This is a genomic window from Micromonospora sp. URMC 103 (assembly GCF_051386435.1).
GTDB lineage: Bacteria > Actinomycetota > Actinomycetes > Mycobacteriales > Micromonosporaceae > Micromonospora.
Genome location: NZ_JBPQTR010000003.1, coordinates 328,284 through 344,079 on the forward strand (window position 1 = coordinate 328,284; position 15,796 = coordinate 344,079).

18 protein-coding genes are annotated in these 15,796 nt (G+C 70.2%); 8 read left to right on the forward strand and 10 right to left on the reverse strand.

Features of this window, described 5'->3' with window-relative positions; translation table 11 throughout:
* Positions 1 to 107: 107 nt before the first annotated feature.
* The 3 genes from ACSNOA_RS01920 to ACSNOA_RS01930 form a co-directional block, all read right to left on the reverse strand.
* Positions 108 to 1,964, reverse strand: a complete 1,857-nt coding sequence (locus ACSNOA_RS01920; RefSeq protein ID WP_436655574.1) for an acyl-CoA dehydrogenase — start codon at positions 1,962 to 1,964, stop codon at positions 108 to 110.
* 126 nt (positions 1,965 to 2,090) lie between these two features.
* Complete coding sequence (locus ACSNOA_RS01925; RefSeq protein WP_436655576.1) at positions 2,091 to 3,218, reverse strand: PP2C family protein-serine/threonine phosphatase; 1,128 nt, start codon at positions 3,216 to 3,218, stop codon at positions 2,091 to 2,093.
* 100 nt (positions 3,219 to 3,318) lie between these two features.
* A complete protein-coding gene (locus tag ACSNOA_RS01930; RefSeq protein WP_436655578.1) occupies positions 3,319 to 3,960 on the reverse strand; it encodes a septal ring lytic transglycosylase RlpA family protein in 642 nt (213 codons plus the stop codon).
* Between the two features lie 185 nt (positions 3,961 to 4,145).
* Between ACSNOA_RS01930 and ACSNOA_RS01935 the strand changes: the two genes are divergently transcribed.
* On the forward strand, positions 4,146 to 4,697 hold the full coding sequence (locus tag ACSNOA_RS01935; protein WP_436655580.1) for a phosphoribosyltransferase family protein: 552 nt from the start codon (positions 4,146 to 4,148) through the stop codon (positions 4,695 to 4,697).
* A 135-nt stretch (positions 4,698 to 4,832) separates the two neighbouring features.
* Here ACSNOA_RS01935 and ACSNOA_RS01940 read toward each other — a convergent pair whose 3' ends face one another.
* On the reverse strand, positions 4,833 to 5,354 hold the full coding sequence (locus tag ACSNOA_RS01940; protein WP_436655582.1) for an alpha/beta hydrolase: 522 nt from the start codon (positions 5,352 to 5,354) through the stop codon (positions 4,833 to 4,835).
* 149 nt (positions 5,355 to 5,503) lie between these two features.
* Between ACSNOA_RS01940 and ACSNOA_RS01945 the strand changes: the two genes are divergently transcribed.
* Positions 5,504 to 5,920: an ASCH domain-containing protein gene (locus ACSNOA_RS01945; RefSeq protein WP_436655584.1), complete on the forward strand. Its 417-nt coding sequence runs from the start codon at positions 5,504 to 5,506 to the stop codon at positions 5,918 to 5,920.
* A gap of 117 nt (positions 5,921 to 6,037) precedes the next feature.
* On the opposite strand, the gene ACSNOA_RS01950 is transcribed toward ACSNOA_RS01945, so the two are convergent.
* Positions 6,038 to 6,916 (reverse strand): LLM class flavin-dependent oxidoreductase, encoded by an 879-nt coding sequence (locus ACSNOA_RS01950; RefSeq protein ID WP_436655586.1) that lies wholly within the window; start codon positions 6,914 to 6,916, stop codon positions 6,038 to 6,040.
* A gap of 76 nt (positions 6,917 to 6,992) precedes the next feature.
* Between ACSNOA_RS01950 and ACSNOA_RS01955 the strand changes: the two genes are divergently transcribed.
* Together ACSNOA_RS01955 and ACSNOA_RS01960 are read left to right on the forward strand one after the other, a co-directional pair.
* Positions 6,993 to 7,313 carry a PadR family transcriptional regulator gene (locus ACSNOA_RS01955; RefSeq protein ID WP_436655588.1) on the forward strand — a complete coding sequence of 107 codons (321 nt, stop codon included), beginning with the start codon at positions 6,993 to 6,995 and terminating at the stop codon, positions 7,311 to 7,313.
* An 11-nt stretch (positions 7,314 to 7,324) separates the two neighbouring features.
* Complete coding sequence (locus ACSNOA_RS01960; protein ID WP_436655590.1) at positions 7,325 to 8,428, forward strand: hypothetical protein; 1,104 nt, start codon at positions 7,325 to 7,327, stop codon at positions 8,426 to 8,428.
* Between the two features lie 80 nt (positions 8,429 to 8,508).
* Here the strand turns inward: ACSNOA_RS01960 and ACSNOA_RS01965 are convergent, their stop codons facing one another.
* The 3 genes from ACSNOA_RS01965 to ACSNOA_RS01975 form a co-directional block, all read right to left on the reverse strand.
* Positions 8,509 to 9,687: a CU044_5270 family protein gene (locus ACSNOA_RS01965; RefSeq protein ID WP_436655592.1), complete on the reverse strand. Its 1,179-nt coding sequence runs from the start codon at positions 9,685 to 9,687 to the stop codon at positions 8,509 to 8,511.
* On the reverse strand, positions 9,684 to 10,244 hold the full coding sequence (locus ACSNOA_RS01970; RefSeq protein WP_436655594.1) for an RNA polymerase sigma factor: 561 nt from the start codon (positions 10,242 to 10,244) through the stop codon (positions 9,684 to 9,686). Before ACSNOA_RS01970 ends, ACSNOA_RS01965 begins: the two co-directional genes overlap by 4 nt.
* A 299-nt stretch (positions 10,245 to 10,543) precedes the next feature.
* Entirely contained in the window at positions 10,544 to 10,918 is a 375-nt protein-coding gene (locus ACSNOA_RS01975) for a hypothetical protein (RefSeq protein WP_436655596.1), read from the reverse strand.
* Positions 10,919 to 11,243: 325 nt separating this feature from the next.
* On the opposite strand from ACSNOA_RS01975, the gene ACSNOA_RS01980 reads away from it, so the two are divergent.
* The 3 genes from ACSNOA_RS01980 (at position 11,244) to ACSNOA_RS01990 (ending at position 13,499) form a co-directional block, all read left to right on the forward strand.
* Complete coding sequence (locus ACSNOA_RS01980; RefSeq protein ID WP_436655598.1) at positions 11,244 to 11,648, forward strand: hypothetical protein; 405 nt, start codon at positions 11,244 to 11,246, stop codon at positions 11,646 to 11,648.
* Positions 11,649 to 12,349: 701 nt separating this feature from the next.
* Complete coding sequence (locus ACSNOA_RS01985; RefSeq protein WP_436655600.1) at positions 12,350 to 12,751, forward strand: hypothetical protein; 402 nt, start codon at positions 12,350 to 12,352, stop codon at positions 12,749 to 12,751.
* A gap of 274 nt (positions 12,752 to 13,025) precedes the next feature.
* Complete coding sequence (locus tag ACSNOA_RS01990) at positions 13,026 to 13,499, forward strand: YcxB family protein (RefSeq protein WP_436655601.1); 474 nt, start codon at positions 13,026 to 13,028, stop codon at positions 13,497 to 13,499.
* 7 nt (positions 13,500 to 13,506) lie between these two features.
* On the opposite strand, the gene ACSNOA_RS01995 is transcribed toward ACSNOA_RS01990, so the two are convergent.
* Positions 13,507 to 14,133, reverse strand: coding sequence for a hypothetical protein (locus tag ACSNOA_RS01995; RefSeq protein WP_436655603.1), 627 nt, complete (start codon positions 14,131 to 14,133; stop codon positions 13,507 to 13,509).
* Between the two features lie 122 nt (positions 14,134 to 14,255).
* Between ACSNOA_RS01995 and ACSNOA_RS02000 the strand changes: the two genes are divergently transcribed.
* Entirely contained in the window at positions 14,256 to 14,564 is a 309-nt protein-coding gene (locus ACSNOA_RS02000) for a hypothetical protein (RefSeq protein WP_436655605.1), read from the forward strand.
* A gap of 781 nt (positions 14,565 to 15,345) precedes the next feature.
* Here the strand turns inward: ACSNOA_RS02000 and ACSNOA_RS02005 are convergent.
* Positions 15,346 to 15,753 carry a hypothetical protein gene (locus tag ACSNOA_RS02005; protein WP_436655607.1) on the reverse strand — a complete coding sequence of 136 codons (408 nt, stop codon included), beginning with the start codon at positions 15,751 to 15,753 and terminating at the stop codon, positions 15,346 to 15,348.
* Positions 15,754 to 15,796: the final 43 nt, after the last annotated feature.

The following is a 15,796-nucleotide window of genomic DNA, read 5'->3' on the forward strand; positions in this document are numbered from 1 at the left end:
GCCCCCGTTATGGGCGTTTCATGCCCTAAGGTCCGGGCCGAAAGTGCAAGATCGACGGGGACGTGCGGGACGGGGGTCTACGCCCGTCCGCACTTGGACGGTGGGGATCAGAAGGCCTCTTCGGGGAGGTCCATGATGTCCAGGTCGGCGTTCTCGATGATCCGCCGGTCGGCGCCGATGCGGGGCAGCACCTCACGGGCGAAGAACCGGGCGGCGGCCACCTTGCCGGTGTAGAACGCCTTGTCGGCGGCGGAGACCTCGCCGTTCAGGGCCCGGAGCGCGACCTCGGCCTGCTTCTGGAGCAGCCAGCCCACGACCAGGTCGCCGATCGCCAGCAGGAACCGGCGGCTGCTGAGCCCCACCCTGTAGAGGGCCCGCGCCTCGCCGGCCTGGGCCTCACCCAGCCAGCCGGTCATCACGCCCAGGATGGTCTGGACCTCGGTCAGCGCCTTGCCGAGCGCCTGCCGCTCCTCCTTGAGCTGCCCGTTGCCACCCTCGGAGGTGATGAACTCCTGAATCTCGCCGGCGACGGCCATGAGCGCCCTGCCGTTGTCCCGGACGATCTTCCGGAAGACGAGGTCGAGGCTCTGGATGGCCGTGGTGCCCTCGTACAGCGTGTCGATCTTGGAGTCGCGGACGTACTGCTCCAGCGGGTAGTCCTGGAGGAAGCCGGAGCCACCGAAGGTCTGCAGCGCCTCGTGGCCGAGCAGCTCGTACGCCCGCTCCGAGCCGACGCCCTTCACGAGCGGGAGGAGCAGGTCGTTGACGCGCTTGGCGAGCTTGGTCGCCTTCTCGTCACCGGCCGCCTCGGCGATGGCCACCTTGTCCTGCCAGGACGCGGTGTAGAGCACCAGCGCCCGCAGGCCCTCGGCGTACGACTTCTGGAGCAGCAGCGAACGCCGCACGTCCGGGTGGTGGGTGATGGTGACCCGCGGGGCGGTCTTGTCGGCCTGCTGGACGAGGTCAGCGCCCTGGACGCGGTTCTTCGCGTACTCGAGCGCGTTCAGGTAGCCGGTGGAGAGGGTGGCGATCGCCTTGGTGCCGACCATCATCCGGGCGTACTCGATGATCATGAACATCTGTCGGATGCCGTCGTGCTTGTCGCCCAGCAGCCAACCCTTGGCCGGCACGCCGTGCTCGCCGAACGTCATCTCGCAGGTGTTCGAGACCTTGATGCCCATCTTGTGCTCGACGTTCGTGGCGAAGACGCCGTTGCGCTCGCCCAGCTCGCCGGTCTCCTCGTCGAAGTGGAACTTCGGCACCACGAAGAGCGACAGCCCCTTGGTGCCCGGGCCGCCGACGCCCTCGACGCCCACCGGTCGGGCCAGCACATAGTGGACGATGTTGTCGGTGAGGTCGTGCTCACCCGAGGTGATGAAGCGCTTCACACCCTCGATGTGCCACGAGCCGTCCGGCTGCGGGATGGCCCGCGTACGGCCGGCGCCGACGTCCGAGCCGGCGTCCGGCTCGGTGAGCACCATGGTCGAGCCCCACTGCTTCTCGATGAAGAGCTTGGCCCACCTCTTCTGCCGCTCGGTGCCCTCGACGTGCAGGACGTGCGCGAACGACGGGCCGGACGCGTACATCCAGATCGGGGCGTTCGAGCCGAGCACCAGCTCGGCGAGTGCCCACCAGAGGGCCCGGGGCGCGTTGGTGCCGTTCAGCTCCGGCGGGAGGTCGAGCCGCCAGAACTCCGACTCCATGAACGCCCGGTACGACTTCTTGAACGCCTCGGGCAGGGGCGCCGTGTGGGTGGCCGGGTCGAAGACCGGCGGGTTGCGGTCGCTGTCCGTGTAGCTGGCGGCCAGGTCCTCGCGGGCGAGGCGGTCGACCTCGGCGAGGAAACTGCGCGCGGTGTCGACGTCGAGCTCGGAGTAGGGCTCCCGACCGAACGCCTGGTCCGCGCCGAAGACCTCGAAGAGGTTGAACTCGAGGTCCCGCAGGTTGCTCTTGTAGTGCGTCATGCTCGCTGGCCCCGCTTCCGGACACGTGTTACCGATCAGTAACCGCGACTCTATTACCCACGGGTAGCCAGCGACAAGATGATCGGCGAAGTGACAGCGATCTCACACTTCCGGTTTCCGCGCCCGTCAACTCTCGGCCGCGCCGACCTCCCAGCTCGGCACGGCCGTCGTCGCACCGGTACGCGGGCCCGCGTACTCCATGAGGACCAGCGCGATGTCGTCGTCGAGGCGGCCGTGCACCCACTCGACCAGCGCGGTCTCCAGCGAGGCCAGGCCGTCGGCGACCGTACCGTGGCCGAGCAGCCGCCACGCCCGGTCGGCCGTCGGGAAGAACTCGCCGTCACGGCGGGCCTCGCCGAGCCCGTCGGTGAAGAGCAGCAGCCGGTCGCCGGGCTCCAGCCGTTCGACCCGCGGCCGCACCACGGGCATGAAGCCGAGCGGCGGCGCCGGCGCAGGCGGTTCCAGCGGGATCACCGCGCCGCGCCGCAGCAGCAGCGGCGGCGGGTGTCCACAGTTGACGATGGTGAGCGTGCCGCCCCGCTCCTCGACCAGCGCCGCGGTCACGAAGTCCTCGTCGCCGACGCTGCGGGCCACCGCCCGGTCCAGGTCGGCGACGATGGCCCGCAGGTCGGCCCGCTCGTACGCCACGTGCCGGTAGGAGCCGAGCACGATGCTGGCCAGCCGGACCGCCTCCAGCCCCTTGCCCCGCACGTCACCGATGATCATGCGAACGCCGTACGGGGTGTCGATCGCCTCGTACAGGTCACCGCCGATCTCCGCGGTGGCGGTGGACGAGATGTACCGGCCGGCCACCGAGAGCGTGCCGACCTGCGGACCGAGCGGACGCAGCACCGCCTGCTGCGCCACCGCCGCGAGCTTGGACAGCTCGGCGATCTGCTCGGCCTGCCGCTGCCGCACCGAGGCCACCGCCGCCGCGATCCCGGTGGCCAACGCGATGCCGGCCACGTTCACCCCGTTGACCAGGGAGATCGACCAGTCGCAGACCGCGAAGGTGGCACCGATCGCGGTGGCCGCGACGCCGACGCCGAGGACCACCCGCCAGGACGCCAGCGCGGCGGCCAGGAAGGGAGCGGCCACCATGAGGGCGATGTAGTGCGCCGGCCGACCGTCCGCCAACTCGACCGCGGAGACGATCGCGAGCAGGACGAGGGCCGCGCCGAGACCGGCGCGGGATCCGGGGCTCAGCGGGCTACGGCCCGACTGGAAGGGATGCGTACGTACGAGGGACAGCATGCCTGATCGACGTGAACGGGTGAATGAACCTGGCCCGTCGTCCGAGGAGGTTCTGTCCGGCCGGTCCGTCACCCGGACCGGATCGACGTCCGGCATCCGTTCAGCCGAGAACCTCGTACCGCACGGTCAACGCGCCCACGTCCACGGAGGCGATGCTCGCGAACGCGGCCCGGGACAGGTCGAGGCAACGGCCGTCGACGAACGGGCCCCGGTCGTTGATGCGTACGGTGACCGACTTGCCGTTCGCCGGGTTGGTCACCCGGACCTTCGTGTCGAACGGCAGGGTCTTGTGCGCCGCGGTCAGCGCGTCCGGGTTGAAGTTCTCCCCGTTGGCCGTCAACTGACCGTCCGAGTAGAAGGACGCGCCACAGGAACCGCTGTCCACGACGCTCGGCTTCGGCGTGGTCTTCGTGGCCGACGGCTTCGGGGCGGCCGTACGCGCCTTGCCCCGGGAGGCGGCCTGCGGGGAGCGGGTGGCGCTCGGGGTCGTACTCGGGCTGGCGCTCGCGCTCGGGGTGGCGCTCAGGCTCGGCGACGTGGCCGGCGAGCTGGGGGCCGCGGCGCTGCTCGCCACGGTGGTGGGCGTGAGGTCGACGGCGACCGGCCGGGACGCCGACGTACCCGAGGTCAGGTGCACGGCGCCGACCGTGCCGCCGACCGCCAGCGCGACGCCGACCGCCGCGGTCGCCGCGATGCCGGCCGGCGAGAGGTTCCTGCGGGTACGGGAGTGCCTACCAGCCACCGGCCCCGTCCTTTCGTCCGTCGAACAAGCCGGGTCGGACCGTAACGAGAGAAGTACTTCCGAAGTCAACGTGATCATCGTGGTATGCCCGCATTTGCTCGCATACGTGTAGCCGATCATCCGATGCTTGATCAGCCGGCCGGCCCGGTGGTACGCGGGATGCGCCGTGGGCGGAGGATGGGCGGGTGCCCGCTGAGCTGAGGAAACGTCTCGTCGAGCTGTTGCGGTGGATCGATCCCGGGCCGGCCGCCAGCCACCTGGTCAGCGACGTCTCCGGCTGGTGGCGCGACCCGGAGGTGCTGGCGGCGCTCGGTCCCGCTCTCGTGGAGCCGTTCCGCGCCGCCCGGCCCACCGTCGTGGTGGCACCGGCCGTCACCGGCCTGCTGGTCGGCCCGCTGGCCGCCACCGCGCTCGGGGTGGGCTTCGTGCCCGCGCACAAGCCGGGCGACGGGCGGCTGCCGGCCGGCCCGCTCACCTGGGCACAGAGCCCGCCCGACTTCCGGGGCCGCCGCGTCGACCTGGCCGTACGGGAACGGCACCTCGGCCCCGGCGACCGGGTCCTCGTCGTGGACGACTGGGTAGCCACGGGCGCCCAGGTGCGCGCCCTGTACGACATCTGCGCGGCGCGCGGCGCCGAACCCGTCGGCACGGCCGCCGTCGCGGTCGACTGCCCGCCCGAGACCGCGACGGAACTGCGTGTACGCGGTCTGCTCACGGCCGCCGACCTGGAGAATTGACCTCAAGGACGGTTGAGGTCTGAGGATCGCCGCATGGACGACGGGATCCTCGACGAGGCGTACGAGGACGCCGTGCCGGACGCCCACGCCGCCGCCGGCGACGAGTGGATGCTGGTTGCGACCGGGCTACGCCGCTCAGATGATTCGAGCGAACTCCTCGATCCCGGTGCAGATCCGGCCCAGCGCCTCGGCGGACCGGGCCAGCGGACCCGGCAGCATCAGCGAGTGGTCGGCCTCGTGGATCTCCACGAGGTGCGGCGTGAGGCGGCGGGCGGCGGAGGGATCCCAGGACGGGTCTCCCGTGCCACCGATCAGCAGGAACGGAGCGGTGGCGCGGGCCAGCGCCTCGATCACCTCCGGCTGGTGCAGCAACGGCGTGAGCCAGACGGCCGGCAGCCTGCGATCCGCGGCGACGCCGGAGGCGCAGGTGCCGAGCGACTTCCCGACGAGGAGGTCTGTCGGTGCGTCCAGGGCCGGGGCGACCTGGTCCGCCACCCAGGCCGTGGCACTGTCCTGAGCGAGCCCGGATGGCACCGTCCAGGTGATCTCGTGGAGGTCGTACCCGGCGCGGCGCAGCGCCTCGCCGGCGTACGCGAAGAGCGGGGCCCGGGTGTCGTAGGCCCGACCGGGGATGAGCACCGCACGCCGGTCCGCCATGGCCGCCTCCTGCCCTTGCCGTCTGCCCTCCGGGTCACCGTAACCCGGCCGGCGTCCACCACGTGGCCCCCGCGCGCGACCGGCGGTCCCGGCGACCGGGCGGTGAAAAGCGGCGGCGCGGCGGCGGGTGCTCGCCTAGCCTCGGCAGGATGTGGCCTCGGATCGGCGGACTGCGCACCCTCGCCCTCGGCACCCCCGGTGAGCTGCGGAGCACCCTGAACTCGCTGGTGCTCGCCGGTGTGAAGACCGCGACGGCCGGGCTGCGCAGCGAGTACGCCGCCGAAGGTGAGGAGCTGGAGCACGTCGGCGAGCGGCTGGTCCTCGTCGACGACGACGACCACCTGGTGGGTGTCGTGGAGGTCACCGGCGTCGAGGTGGTCCGCTTCGCGGACGTGACGTGGGACTTCGCCCGCTCCGAGGGCGAGGGGGACCGGTCGATCGAGGACTGGCGCAGCGGCCACGCCGCCTACTGGGCGCGCCTCGGCACCCCGGTCACCGACGACACGGACGTCGTCTGCATACGCTTCCGGCTCCAGCCCACCGACGACGGTGTGATCGGCACCTGAGGGGCCGTGCGAGGCCGCCGGCGCCAGGGCCATGCGGGAGGCCGGCTCCGGTGCCGGGGCCGCGCGCGAGGCTGGCTCCGGCGCCAGCCGCCGTCGGCGTATGGCCCTGGTCGGCCGTCAGCCGCGCAGCTCGGGGAGCAGCCGGGCCGCCACTTCCTCCAGGACCTTCTCGTCCCCCGCGTACCAGCTGCTGGCCCGCGGCCAGTGCGTGACCACGTCGGTGAAGCCCAGGTCGGCGGCGCGGCCGACCTGGTCGGCGAAGAAGTCGGCACTGCTCAGTGAGAACACCGGGGCGGCGTCCAGCGAGAGGTAACGGTCCATCGTGGCCGGGTCGCGACCGGTCTCGGCGAGCGTCCGGTCCAACCGGGCGGTCAGCTCGCTCACCCCCGCCCACCAGCCGTCGAGGTCGTCGCCGCCGGTGCCGGTGGTGACCCAGCCCTGCCCGAAGCGGCTCACCAGCCGCATCGAGCGCGGGCCGTTCGCGGCGACCACGAAGGGCACCCGAGGGGTCTGCACGGAGCCGGGGTTGCTCCGGGCGTCCACCGCGGCGTACCACTCGCCGCGCCAGGTGGTGCCGTCCTCGCGCAGCACGAGGTCGAGCAGCTCGGTGAACTCGGCGAAGCGGTCCACCCGCTGCCGGGGCGGCAGCGTCTCGCCGCCGAGCACGGCGGCGTCGAAACCGATGCCACCGGCGCCGATGCCGAGAAGCAGCCGCCCACCGGAGACGTCGTCCAGCGCGGTGATCTGCCGGGCGAAGGCCGCCGGGTGGCGGAAGTTGGGCGACGCGACCAGCGTGCCGAGCCTGATCCGCGAGGTGACGGTCGCCGCCGCGGTGAGCGTGGTCATCGAGTCGAACCAGGGGCCGTCGACGAGGTCGCGCCAGCCCAGGTGGTCGTACGTCCAGGCGTGGTCGAAGCCCCACTCCTCCGCCAGCCGCCAGCGTCGCTGCGACTCGGCCCAGCGCTGGTCGGGAAGGATCACGATGCCAATCCGCATGATCGGAGCCTAGCCCCCCGTTCCGACGCCCTTGACCATGTATCGATCATCGACATATCGTTCCGGGGTGGCACCGATGCGTGAGCCCACGTTCCTGATCCTCACCGCGCTCGCGGGCGGGGCGCGGCACGGCTACGGCATCATCCGCGAGGTCACCACGCTCTCCGAGGGTCGGGTGACGCTGCTGCCCGGCACCCTCTACACCGCGCTGGATCGGCTGACCGCCGAGGGCCACGTCGTCCACGACCGGGACGAGACCGTCGACGGGCGGCTGCGCCGGTACTACCGGCTCACGCCCGACGGACGACGAGCCCTCGAAACCGAGACCGCCCGGCTCCGCCAGCTGGCCAGCGCGGCCGAGACCCGACTGGGCGCCCTCCGCCCGCGTACCACCTGAAAGGGACGGCCATGCCGCCGACCGGCGATGCCCTCGCCCGCCGCTACCGGCGGCTGTTGATCGGCTACCCGCGCTCCTGGCGGCGGGCCCGCGCCGACGAGGTCGTGGCGGTGCTGCTCGACGCGGCGCCACCGGGTCGCACCCGGCCGACCGTCCGCGAGGCGGTCAACCTGCTCCGGCACGGCTTGCGGGCACGGCTCGGCCGCCCGGGCAGCCGCACGGTGGTCGCCTGGGCGGCACTCACGGCCGTCATCTGCGGGCTGTTCAGCGCCGCGCTGGCCAGCTGGGCCGCCTGGCAGACCGCCCGGCCGCTGCCGGGCCGCGCGGAGACCACCGCGATCGTCGCCGAGGTTCTGCCGGGGTACGAGGTCGGCGAGATCCGGCCCGGGTCCGCGCTCTTCACCTTCTACACGCAGCCGTTGCGCCCTCGGAACGTGGACTCGCTGCTGTTGGGCGACGGCGGCGAGTACCAGCAGGGAGCCACCGAGGCCGCCGCGACGGGCACCGCCCCCGCCACGCAGCAGGAGATCATCGCGCTCGCACAACGCCGGCTCGGGGAGACCGGGTGGCGGGTGTACGCGCCGCACGTCGTGCCCGAGGCCGCCTGCGTGGTGGGTGGCTGCGCCTCGACCGGCGGGCCGCGCGACGTCAGCCTCATGGCCCGCCGGGGCGACACCGGGTTCCAGCTGTGGTTGCCCGCAGAGCGGTCGGTCAACGACACGTACCTCACGGTGAGCCTGTCGCGGGCGGCACCACCCGCGGCGCTGCCCGCCGGGATCGCCGCCGGTTTGCTCGGCGCCGCGGCCGGCTGGCTGGTGTTCGGCTGGGCCAGCCGGCGGACCGGACGACCGCACCGGGCCGCCAACGCGGTCAGCGTCCTGCACACGTTCACCCTGCTGCTCTGGTGGTCGCCGGTCCTGCTGGCCGCACCGCAGACACTCCGGCACCACCTCGACGAGCCGCACCCGGTGTGGCATCCGCTCTGGGAGTGGCTCGGACAGCCCTCCCTCCTGCTCTTCTTCGTGGTGGGCGCGGCCTGCGCGCTCTGCGGGTTGGGGCTCGCCGCCCTGCCCCGCCGTGACGCCGACCCCCTGCACACGACAGCGCTCGACTGACCCGGCGCCCAGCAGCAGCGAAGCCCGGCCGAGACTGTCGTCCCGACCGGCGCCTTCGCTGCTGACGAGTTTCGAGGAGGTCAGTCCACCGTGGGCGGATCCTCGTCGGTGCCCTTCGATGCCAGCACCAGGTCGTACGTGTACAGCGCGCCCGGCGCCATCCACGACCACGAGCCACGCGGCTCCACCACGCGCGTCTCCTCGGCCAGTGCCTGCCCGGTGTCCGGATCGATGATCAGACGCACCTCGAGACCGTTGCGGTGGCCGGCAGGCGCGAACGCGATCGCCTGCCCGGCTCGGCCGCGCACGTCGTGGACGACTCCCAGCCCACGCACCCCGGGCATCGTGGCGAGCATGCGGTACGCGCCCGCACGGACCCCGTTGCTGACCGGCAGGTCGATCAGCACGTGGACGGCGACGGTGAACAACCACTGGTCACGGTCCGCGGGCATGTCGCCGCCTCCGCCGTCGAAGCGGCCGAGCAGTACGCGGCGGAGGGCGCCCGGATCGGTCGGCAGCGCGTCGAGCTCCGCCTGGGACACGTTCCGGTCACCGAGGGCGAAGAGGTGTGCCGGGTCGACCAGCTCGCGGTGGACCTCACCAGCGGCAGTCCGGAGGTCGTGCGGCTTCGGTTTGGAGATCGAGATGACGGCCGGGGATCCGTTGCGACGCCAGGCGGCCTCGTCGCTCGGTGTGGCGGGCGAGGCGCCGAGCGACTGCGAGAACACCCAACTCTCGTCCGCGCCGGAGCGGGCCAGCCAATACTGGCCGCCGGTCCGGCCGAACATGGTGTACGTGCCGCCCGCGGCCTCCACGGGCACCGCGTAGCCGTTCTCCGTCTGGAGGGTCAGATAGCGCCCGCCGGTCTGTGGGGCTCTCTCGCTGCGTTCGGCTGCCACGAGCAGCAACCGGTTCGAGTCCATCGGCGCCTGCCCGGCGGGCGATGCGGCGTCCGGCACGGCGGGCGATGCGGCATCCGGTGCGGCGTTCGGCGCCTCGCGCGGAGCGGCGCCGGGTCCCGTCACCGCCACGACGACAGCGGCGACGGCCGTCGCGGTCGCCGTCACCGTGGCGACGAGCGCGACCCGTGGACGCCGGCGCCGGCGGCGCTGACCAAGCACGGCGCGCCCATCGGCCGCCGGAGCGTTCGCCACGATGTGGGCGACGGCCTGTGCGGGATGCGCGACCCCATTCGCGGGCGGGTCCAGTCGTGCGGGCCGGGCCTTGGCAAGCAGCTCCATGACATCGTGTCGGCTCATCGGGTCGACTCCTTCGGGACGAGCGTGGCGGCGGGTCGGGACCGCTCCGGTTCGGTGGCGGCAGCCATGGCGTTCTTCAGGTGACGGCGAGCGCGATGCAGTCGCACGTAGTACGTCGCCGTCGAGCAGCCGAGGACCCGAGCTGCCTGGTCCGGCGCCAGCCCGTGCCAGGCGACCAGCGTCAACAGTTCGCGGTCGTCGTCGGACAACCGGGCCAGCGCGGCGAGCACCGCGGCCCGCTCGGCGACCCCGTCCGCCACGTCGGCGACGGACAACTCCTCGTCGGTGATCCACGCGCGCAGCTCGGCAGCGACGGCCTGCTGCCGTTCCTCCGCGCGGTACCGCTCGCCGACGATGTTGCGGGCGACGGCAAGCAGCCACGGCAGCGGCGTCGCCCTCGGCAGGTCCGGCAACCGCCGCCAGGCCACCAGGAACGTCTCGGCGACTACCTCGTCGGCAAGCTGACGTCCGGCTCGCGTGACGGCATACCCGTACACCTGTCGGTGGTGCGCCCGGTACAGGGCGGTGAAATGATCGTCCGGTTGGGGCTCTGGCACTGGCTTCGGCCCTTCCTGTCGGGGTTACTCCGTCACCAGGAAATGGCCCCGGCACGCCGTTTCTTACACCCCTGCGGTGGATCCCCGTTGCCGACCGGATATCGCCGTCGTCCTCGAAGGACAGCTGCCAACCGCCTGGCTCGTCGGGAAGCCCACCTCAGTCCGTGGATGCCCGGCCATTCGTGCGTGGCCTTGTGCGGATCAAGAACTCGATCACGGGAGCATCAGCGCCCGTTCCGCTTGGAAGGGCCGTCCGCCTGCGGTGCAGCCACGGCATCGGCACGGACCATCCGCCGCGCTCACCCGAGGTGAGGATTCGAGGCTTGGAGGTTGGGCACCAGTGAGCCGTCGCTCCGGGATAGCTCCTGCCCGGCCGGTGTTTCCACGATCGCCAGGCCGTCGTCTCGGTTCTCCCACCCGCGGTCGGAGTAGTCCCAAACGGCAGGGTCGGCCAGAAGGCCAGGCAGGTCGGCTGGCGATATGACCTCGTAGGTGCCGACCACATCGTTCTCGGGCGTGAACCGGCGCACTTCAACGAGGCCCTCGTCGACCAGGGCGATCAAGACTGGGGCGAGCTCCGTGGGCGCCAGAGTCAGCCTGATCGTGAAATCGAGATCAGTGCGCCAGTCGTAGAGCACACCCGAGAGCAAGTCGTGCTCCCGCGCGTTGACCATGAGGCACTGCTCAGCGTGGCTCAACTGGCCCCATGTCCGCATCGGGCGATGTTGACACGGCCGGAGCCGCTGGCGCGGCCGGCCGCAGCAACATCGAAGGCCCTGGCGGGGACCGTCGTCCTGGCCAGGGCCCTTCGCGTGGAGCGGGTGACGGGAATCGAACCCGCACTGTCAGCTTGGGAATCGGGTTAAGTGGCGGCCCTCGAGCGTGGTGCCGGCTGGTCATCACGGCACGGGCAACACAGCCAAGCTCTGCGATGGACCGCCGCTGGCCGGTGTTGACCGTTGCATCGGGCACGCAGACACCATCGCTAGGCTGCGCGTCATGATCACACGACCCACCGCAAAGTGGGGCCGCGAGGTGCAGGACCAGAGACGCCGCATCGCCGCAGGAACCCTTGCTGAGGATGACGATGAGGCCTACGCCCTGGCCCTCTGGCCAGAGGCATTCATCGCTGCTGTCGATACTGCTCTTGACGCTTATGAAGCAGACGTTCGGTCCTTCTCGTCACCGTCAGACGACGAGGTCTTCGCGTCGGTCGAGCGGGTCGTCATGGCTCTTAACGCGATTGATGAGGAACACGACAGCCCGATCGAGACGGGCGAGCGCGAGGAGCTGTGTGAGTACATCGACGAGGTCCTGACAGACGCGGGTATTGATGTCGACGGTCTCACCGCCCGACGAAACATCGACCGGGCAGAACTGACCGACGAGTGGCGCGAGTGGTGAGCATTGATCCAGCCACCGGAGCCTCGCCTTCGCGTCGCCGTCGACCCGCCCTTGTGGGAGCGGGCCGCCGCCGCGGCCGCCAGGTCAAAACGGCATTGACGCACGGACGGACGCTGGCGGCCCCGGCGGTGGTCTGCTCGGCTCGTCCCGGGTCGTCGGCGGTGGGATGGGCCTACCGCAACCACCCACGGACCGTGACCCGCCGACGGAGCCCCGGCCATTTTGGAGCCGGAGCGCCCCCGCCGGAGGCGCCGTAACCGCAACCCCGCGACCACCGCCAACTCGCCGACGCAGACGGCGTGCGCTCCCCTACGCCGCGCGGGCTCTTGACCGCGCGGCCCGGCCGGCTGCCGGCCCCTGCCCAACCAATCAACGGTCTGTCGTCCCCGGCGGCCCTCCGGGCTTTCCGCTCTCCGCGCCAGCCGCCGGGCGTCAGGCGTGACGGCCGCAGAGCGACAGCGGCAGCGGCCGGCGCGCGCCCTGGCGGCGGCGCGTGCGGCCCGTCAAGGGCCGCCTTGAAGACGTACAGAAACTTTGAACAACTCGCCGGCTGCCGGCCGGCTGTCCTGCGGCGGATAATGCTTGACGTCGTGGCCTCGGAAGGCGCTAGACATGCTCCCGAGCCGGCAACCGCGCGACTCGCGGCAGATCCGGATGCCGGCTTGATTCATTGACTGATCACCGATGGGAGGCTCGGCGGTGTGATCGAACTGCCTGAGGGGTCTTGGTGGGACTGGGACGTGCTGCACTTCGACGGCTCCCAGCTTCGGTTGGCCGCGGGATACGACCTGACCTACCACCACGGCCTCGAGGTGGTCTTCACCGATGTCGCATACCTGGCCTGCCCGATCCAGTTCCGGGATCCTCGGTTCCGGGTACCTAGCCTCGACGAGCGCGCACTGGTGCGCCGGCACGTCGGTGAAGAACCACCAGTCATCGTTGCCTTTGACGTCGACGCACCGGCCGGGGCTGATCTTCTTACCTGTCTCGTCGCAGCAGGATCGGTTGAGGTGGTACCCGGCCTGGTCTACCGCTACTGGCGCGACAACCTCGCTGTTGGAGAGCGACTGGCTCCGTACGTGCGGCCGCCGGAGCCATCGTAAGGTCCGCACTTCTCGGAGCCGCGGCTGTTACTGACGGCGACACGCGACCCGGCGCAAAGCGCGCACGATCGGCGGCAGATCCGGATACTGAGTCGCCGCAGCAGGGACAGATGATCCGTCTGGCGGGCGGAGGGCCTCATGGGCGCGATGCCGGGTAGTTGTCTGACGTGGTGGACCATGGTCTTCACTCGGCAGGTTCCCGACGCTTCGGGCGGCTATCGCTGTTACCTGAGCGACGCGCGACTTGCGGCGATGCCGTGCCATACTGCGGCGCGTGCACGTGACCGGGGAAGTGCAGATGACGTACGGCTTGCTGCGGCGGATGAGCCAAGACGCACAGGGCCGCTGGCAACGCGTCATGCGGGCGCTCCTGCTCGCCCTCACCGCGCTGACTGTGCTGCTCGCGATACTGACCGGGTTCAACGGCCGGCTGCTCTACCTCGTGCTGGTGTTGTGCGCCGCGTTCGCCGTGACAGAACTCCTTCCAGCGCTGGGTTGGTTGTTGCAGCGCCGCCTCTTCGTCGAGCCGTTCCGGTACGACGTGAGCACGTCGGGCGTCGACATCCAGACCGCGAGCAGCCGGACCCAGATCGACTGGTCCGGCATCACCCGGATTCGGCGGCGACGCCACACCTGGCTGCTGAAATACGGCATGAGCCAGATCCCGGTGCCGCGGACGGCGTTCTCGCCTGAGGATCAACGGATCGTGGACGACTTCATCGTCAGGCGCCCCGAGTTCGCCGGGTGACCGTCCGTCACTGGTAGGAGATGCCTGCCAAGTGGTCGGCCAGATTGAATCGAGTACTACAACTGGGACAGCTAAACCGACCAAAGAGGCGTGTCAGGCCAACGGCGACGGACTCTCGGCCTGCCTGCACCGCCTCGGCATGTAGGCGCCTAGCCAGTTCCGACGACAGCCCCGATTCGATCCCGGAGTCCTCGGACTCCAGGTCGAGCAGCAACTCCTCGTCGCATTCGGGACATTGCACGTCGACTTCCCCGTCGTTGAGGTGATCGAGCTCTTTCCCCCATATCTCGTCACCGTCGAAACCGAGTACGGCCTGTTGTAGGTATACGAACATACTGTCGCTCGATGCATTGGGCAGGCAGTCCACCGCGAAGGCGCGCAAGGTCGTGATCTCGTCCGCGTATGCGGCGAGGCTGGCGTCATCGGCGTCCAGTGCGATGAAGCCGGCAAGCACCACCTTCTTCTCGCGATCTTCCCGGGCAAAGGCGGCGCAGGTCTGAGCCAGCCAGGGCAGCAAAACCGCGCGGGTCGGGTCGCAGGTGCCCTGATGACACGACTCTTGCCAGATGAAGTCCCAGGCAGGAGAAGTCGGGTCAGCCCCAGCAGAAGCCAGAACCTCTGAGGGGATCGTCACCGACGAAGTTTTGCACGTCTCAAGATCGGACGCACTGTCCTCGGCATGAGAGGACGTCTCGCCAGCGCGGCCCCGCAGGCAAGCGCTGGCGGTCAGACCATCGCGATCATGTAAAGCATCAGGTGAGGCCGGTCCGTCGTGACATCCGCGCACACCTGGACGACTTCGTCGACGAGGACCAGGACGCGCTCGTCTTCACCGGAGCGAAGGGAGCCACCCTGCGCCGCTCCAACTTCCAGAGCGCCTGCAAATGGCGCGATGCGGTGGCGGCGGCCGGCCTGCCTGGCTTAAGCGCAAGTAGCGGCAGCAACGATCAAGGCCCCAGCCAGGAAACCTGTCCTGAGCTGGGGCCTCGCCTGGAGCGGGTGACGGGAATCGAACCCGCACTGTCAGCTTGGGAATTGCCGATGCCCGCCTGCCTAACGGGTTGACGGCCTGCTCTCGGCGGTCTCACGTGGCCTCGGCTGACCTCTGCCGTCCTGGCCCTATGGCACGGTAATGGCACGGCGGATTGCTCTCCTCGACCGCCGGCCGGGTACGTCAGGGACCCCTGCCTTGCAAAGATCAAGACTGCTGTGGTGGACGTCAGTCACTGCCGCCGGCCTGCTCGCCGTGTCGCCGCCGTCGATCTCGGACCACCTCGGTCAGTAGGCTCGGCCGTACGGGTAGCTGTACAGCCACCTACTGATCGTAGATTCCCAAGGCCATGTCGAGGCCGTCCGGTCCGCCTGGTCCTGGTATTCGGCAGCTCGATCGGTTCCGGTCCGTCCGGTCCAGTCCGCCCCGGTGGCCCCACGGGGTGGCCCCCAGGCTGTCAGCAGTGTTTGAGATCATGCCGCAATGTCACGTGCACGCCTGCTGACGGTCAGCGGGGCTCTCCTGATGACTGCCTCGTGTCTACTTCCCTGCCTTACGGTCTGGAACGGAATCACCCTGCCTGATCAGGACCCGACACCTGAGGCTATTCAGCAGCAGAACGCGGAGGCGCTCGCGTTCGAACAGCGGTTCAAACTGGCTGCCTTGATAGCTGCCACTCTTGCGATTCTTGGTTTGGCAGCCTTCATTTACGCCTGGAAACACCGCCAGCGGCCCGTCCCGGTCGAGGCTGAGTCCGCCCCAGTGGCTCCCACGGATGGCTCCCCAGGTCAGACCCTTTGATCTGTAGCGTCCTCAAGCAGGAAAGTGTGCCTCCGACAACCACTCGGGTTCGCTTCACCGGTCTCCGTGAAGTTTCCGTTGGTAGTAGGCGGCGACCCGAGCCAAGTGCTCGCCGTACTCTGGCTCGCTCAGGTGATACTCGGTCGTCCGGTCGTCCGGTCTGGTGAGCCAGCGATGGTAGGTTTGCTCGCGTTCAGCGGCGTGGATCGTGCGGAGAATGACAGGGCGATAGACCAGCTCCGCCCGCCAGTTTCCCAAGTACTTGGCCTTGATGTGGGCAATCACCGGTCGGCGCCGGCCGTGGGCGTACCCGATCACGGTGATCGTCTCGTGTCCCATACCGGCGAAGCCGCCGACCACGCCGACCACGTAGAGCTTCGCCCCGGCCGGAAAGATCTTCTGACTGCGGTAGTCCGGCCGCGGTCCGTCTGGGCTGTACGGGTACGGCAGCAGGTTGCCCACGATGCACCACTCTGGGCTCCGTGCCTTCTCGCTCGTGGGAGGA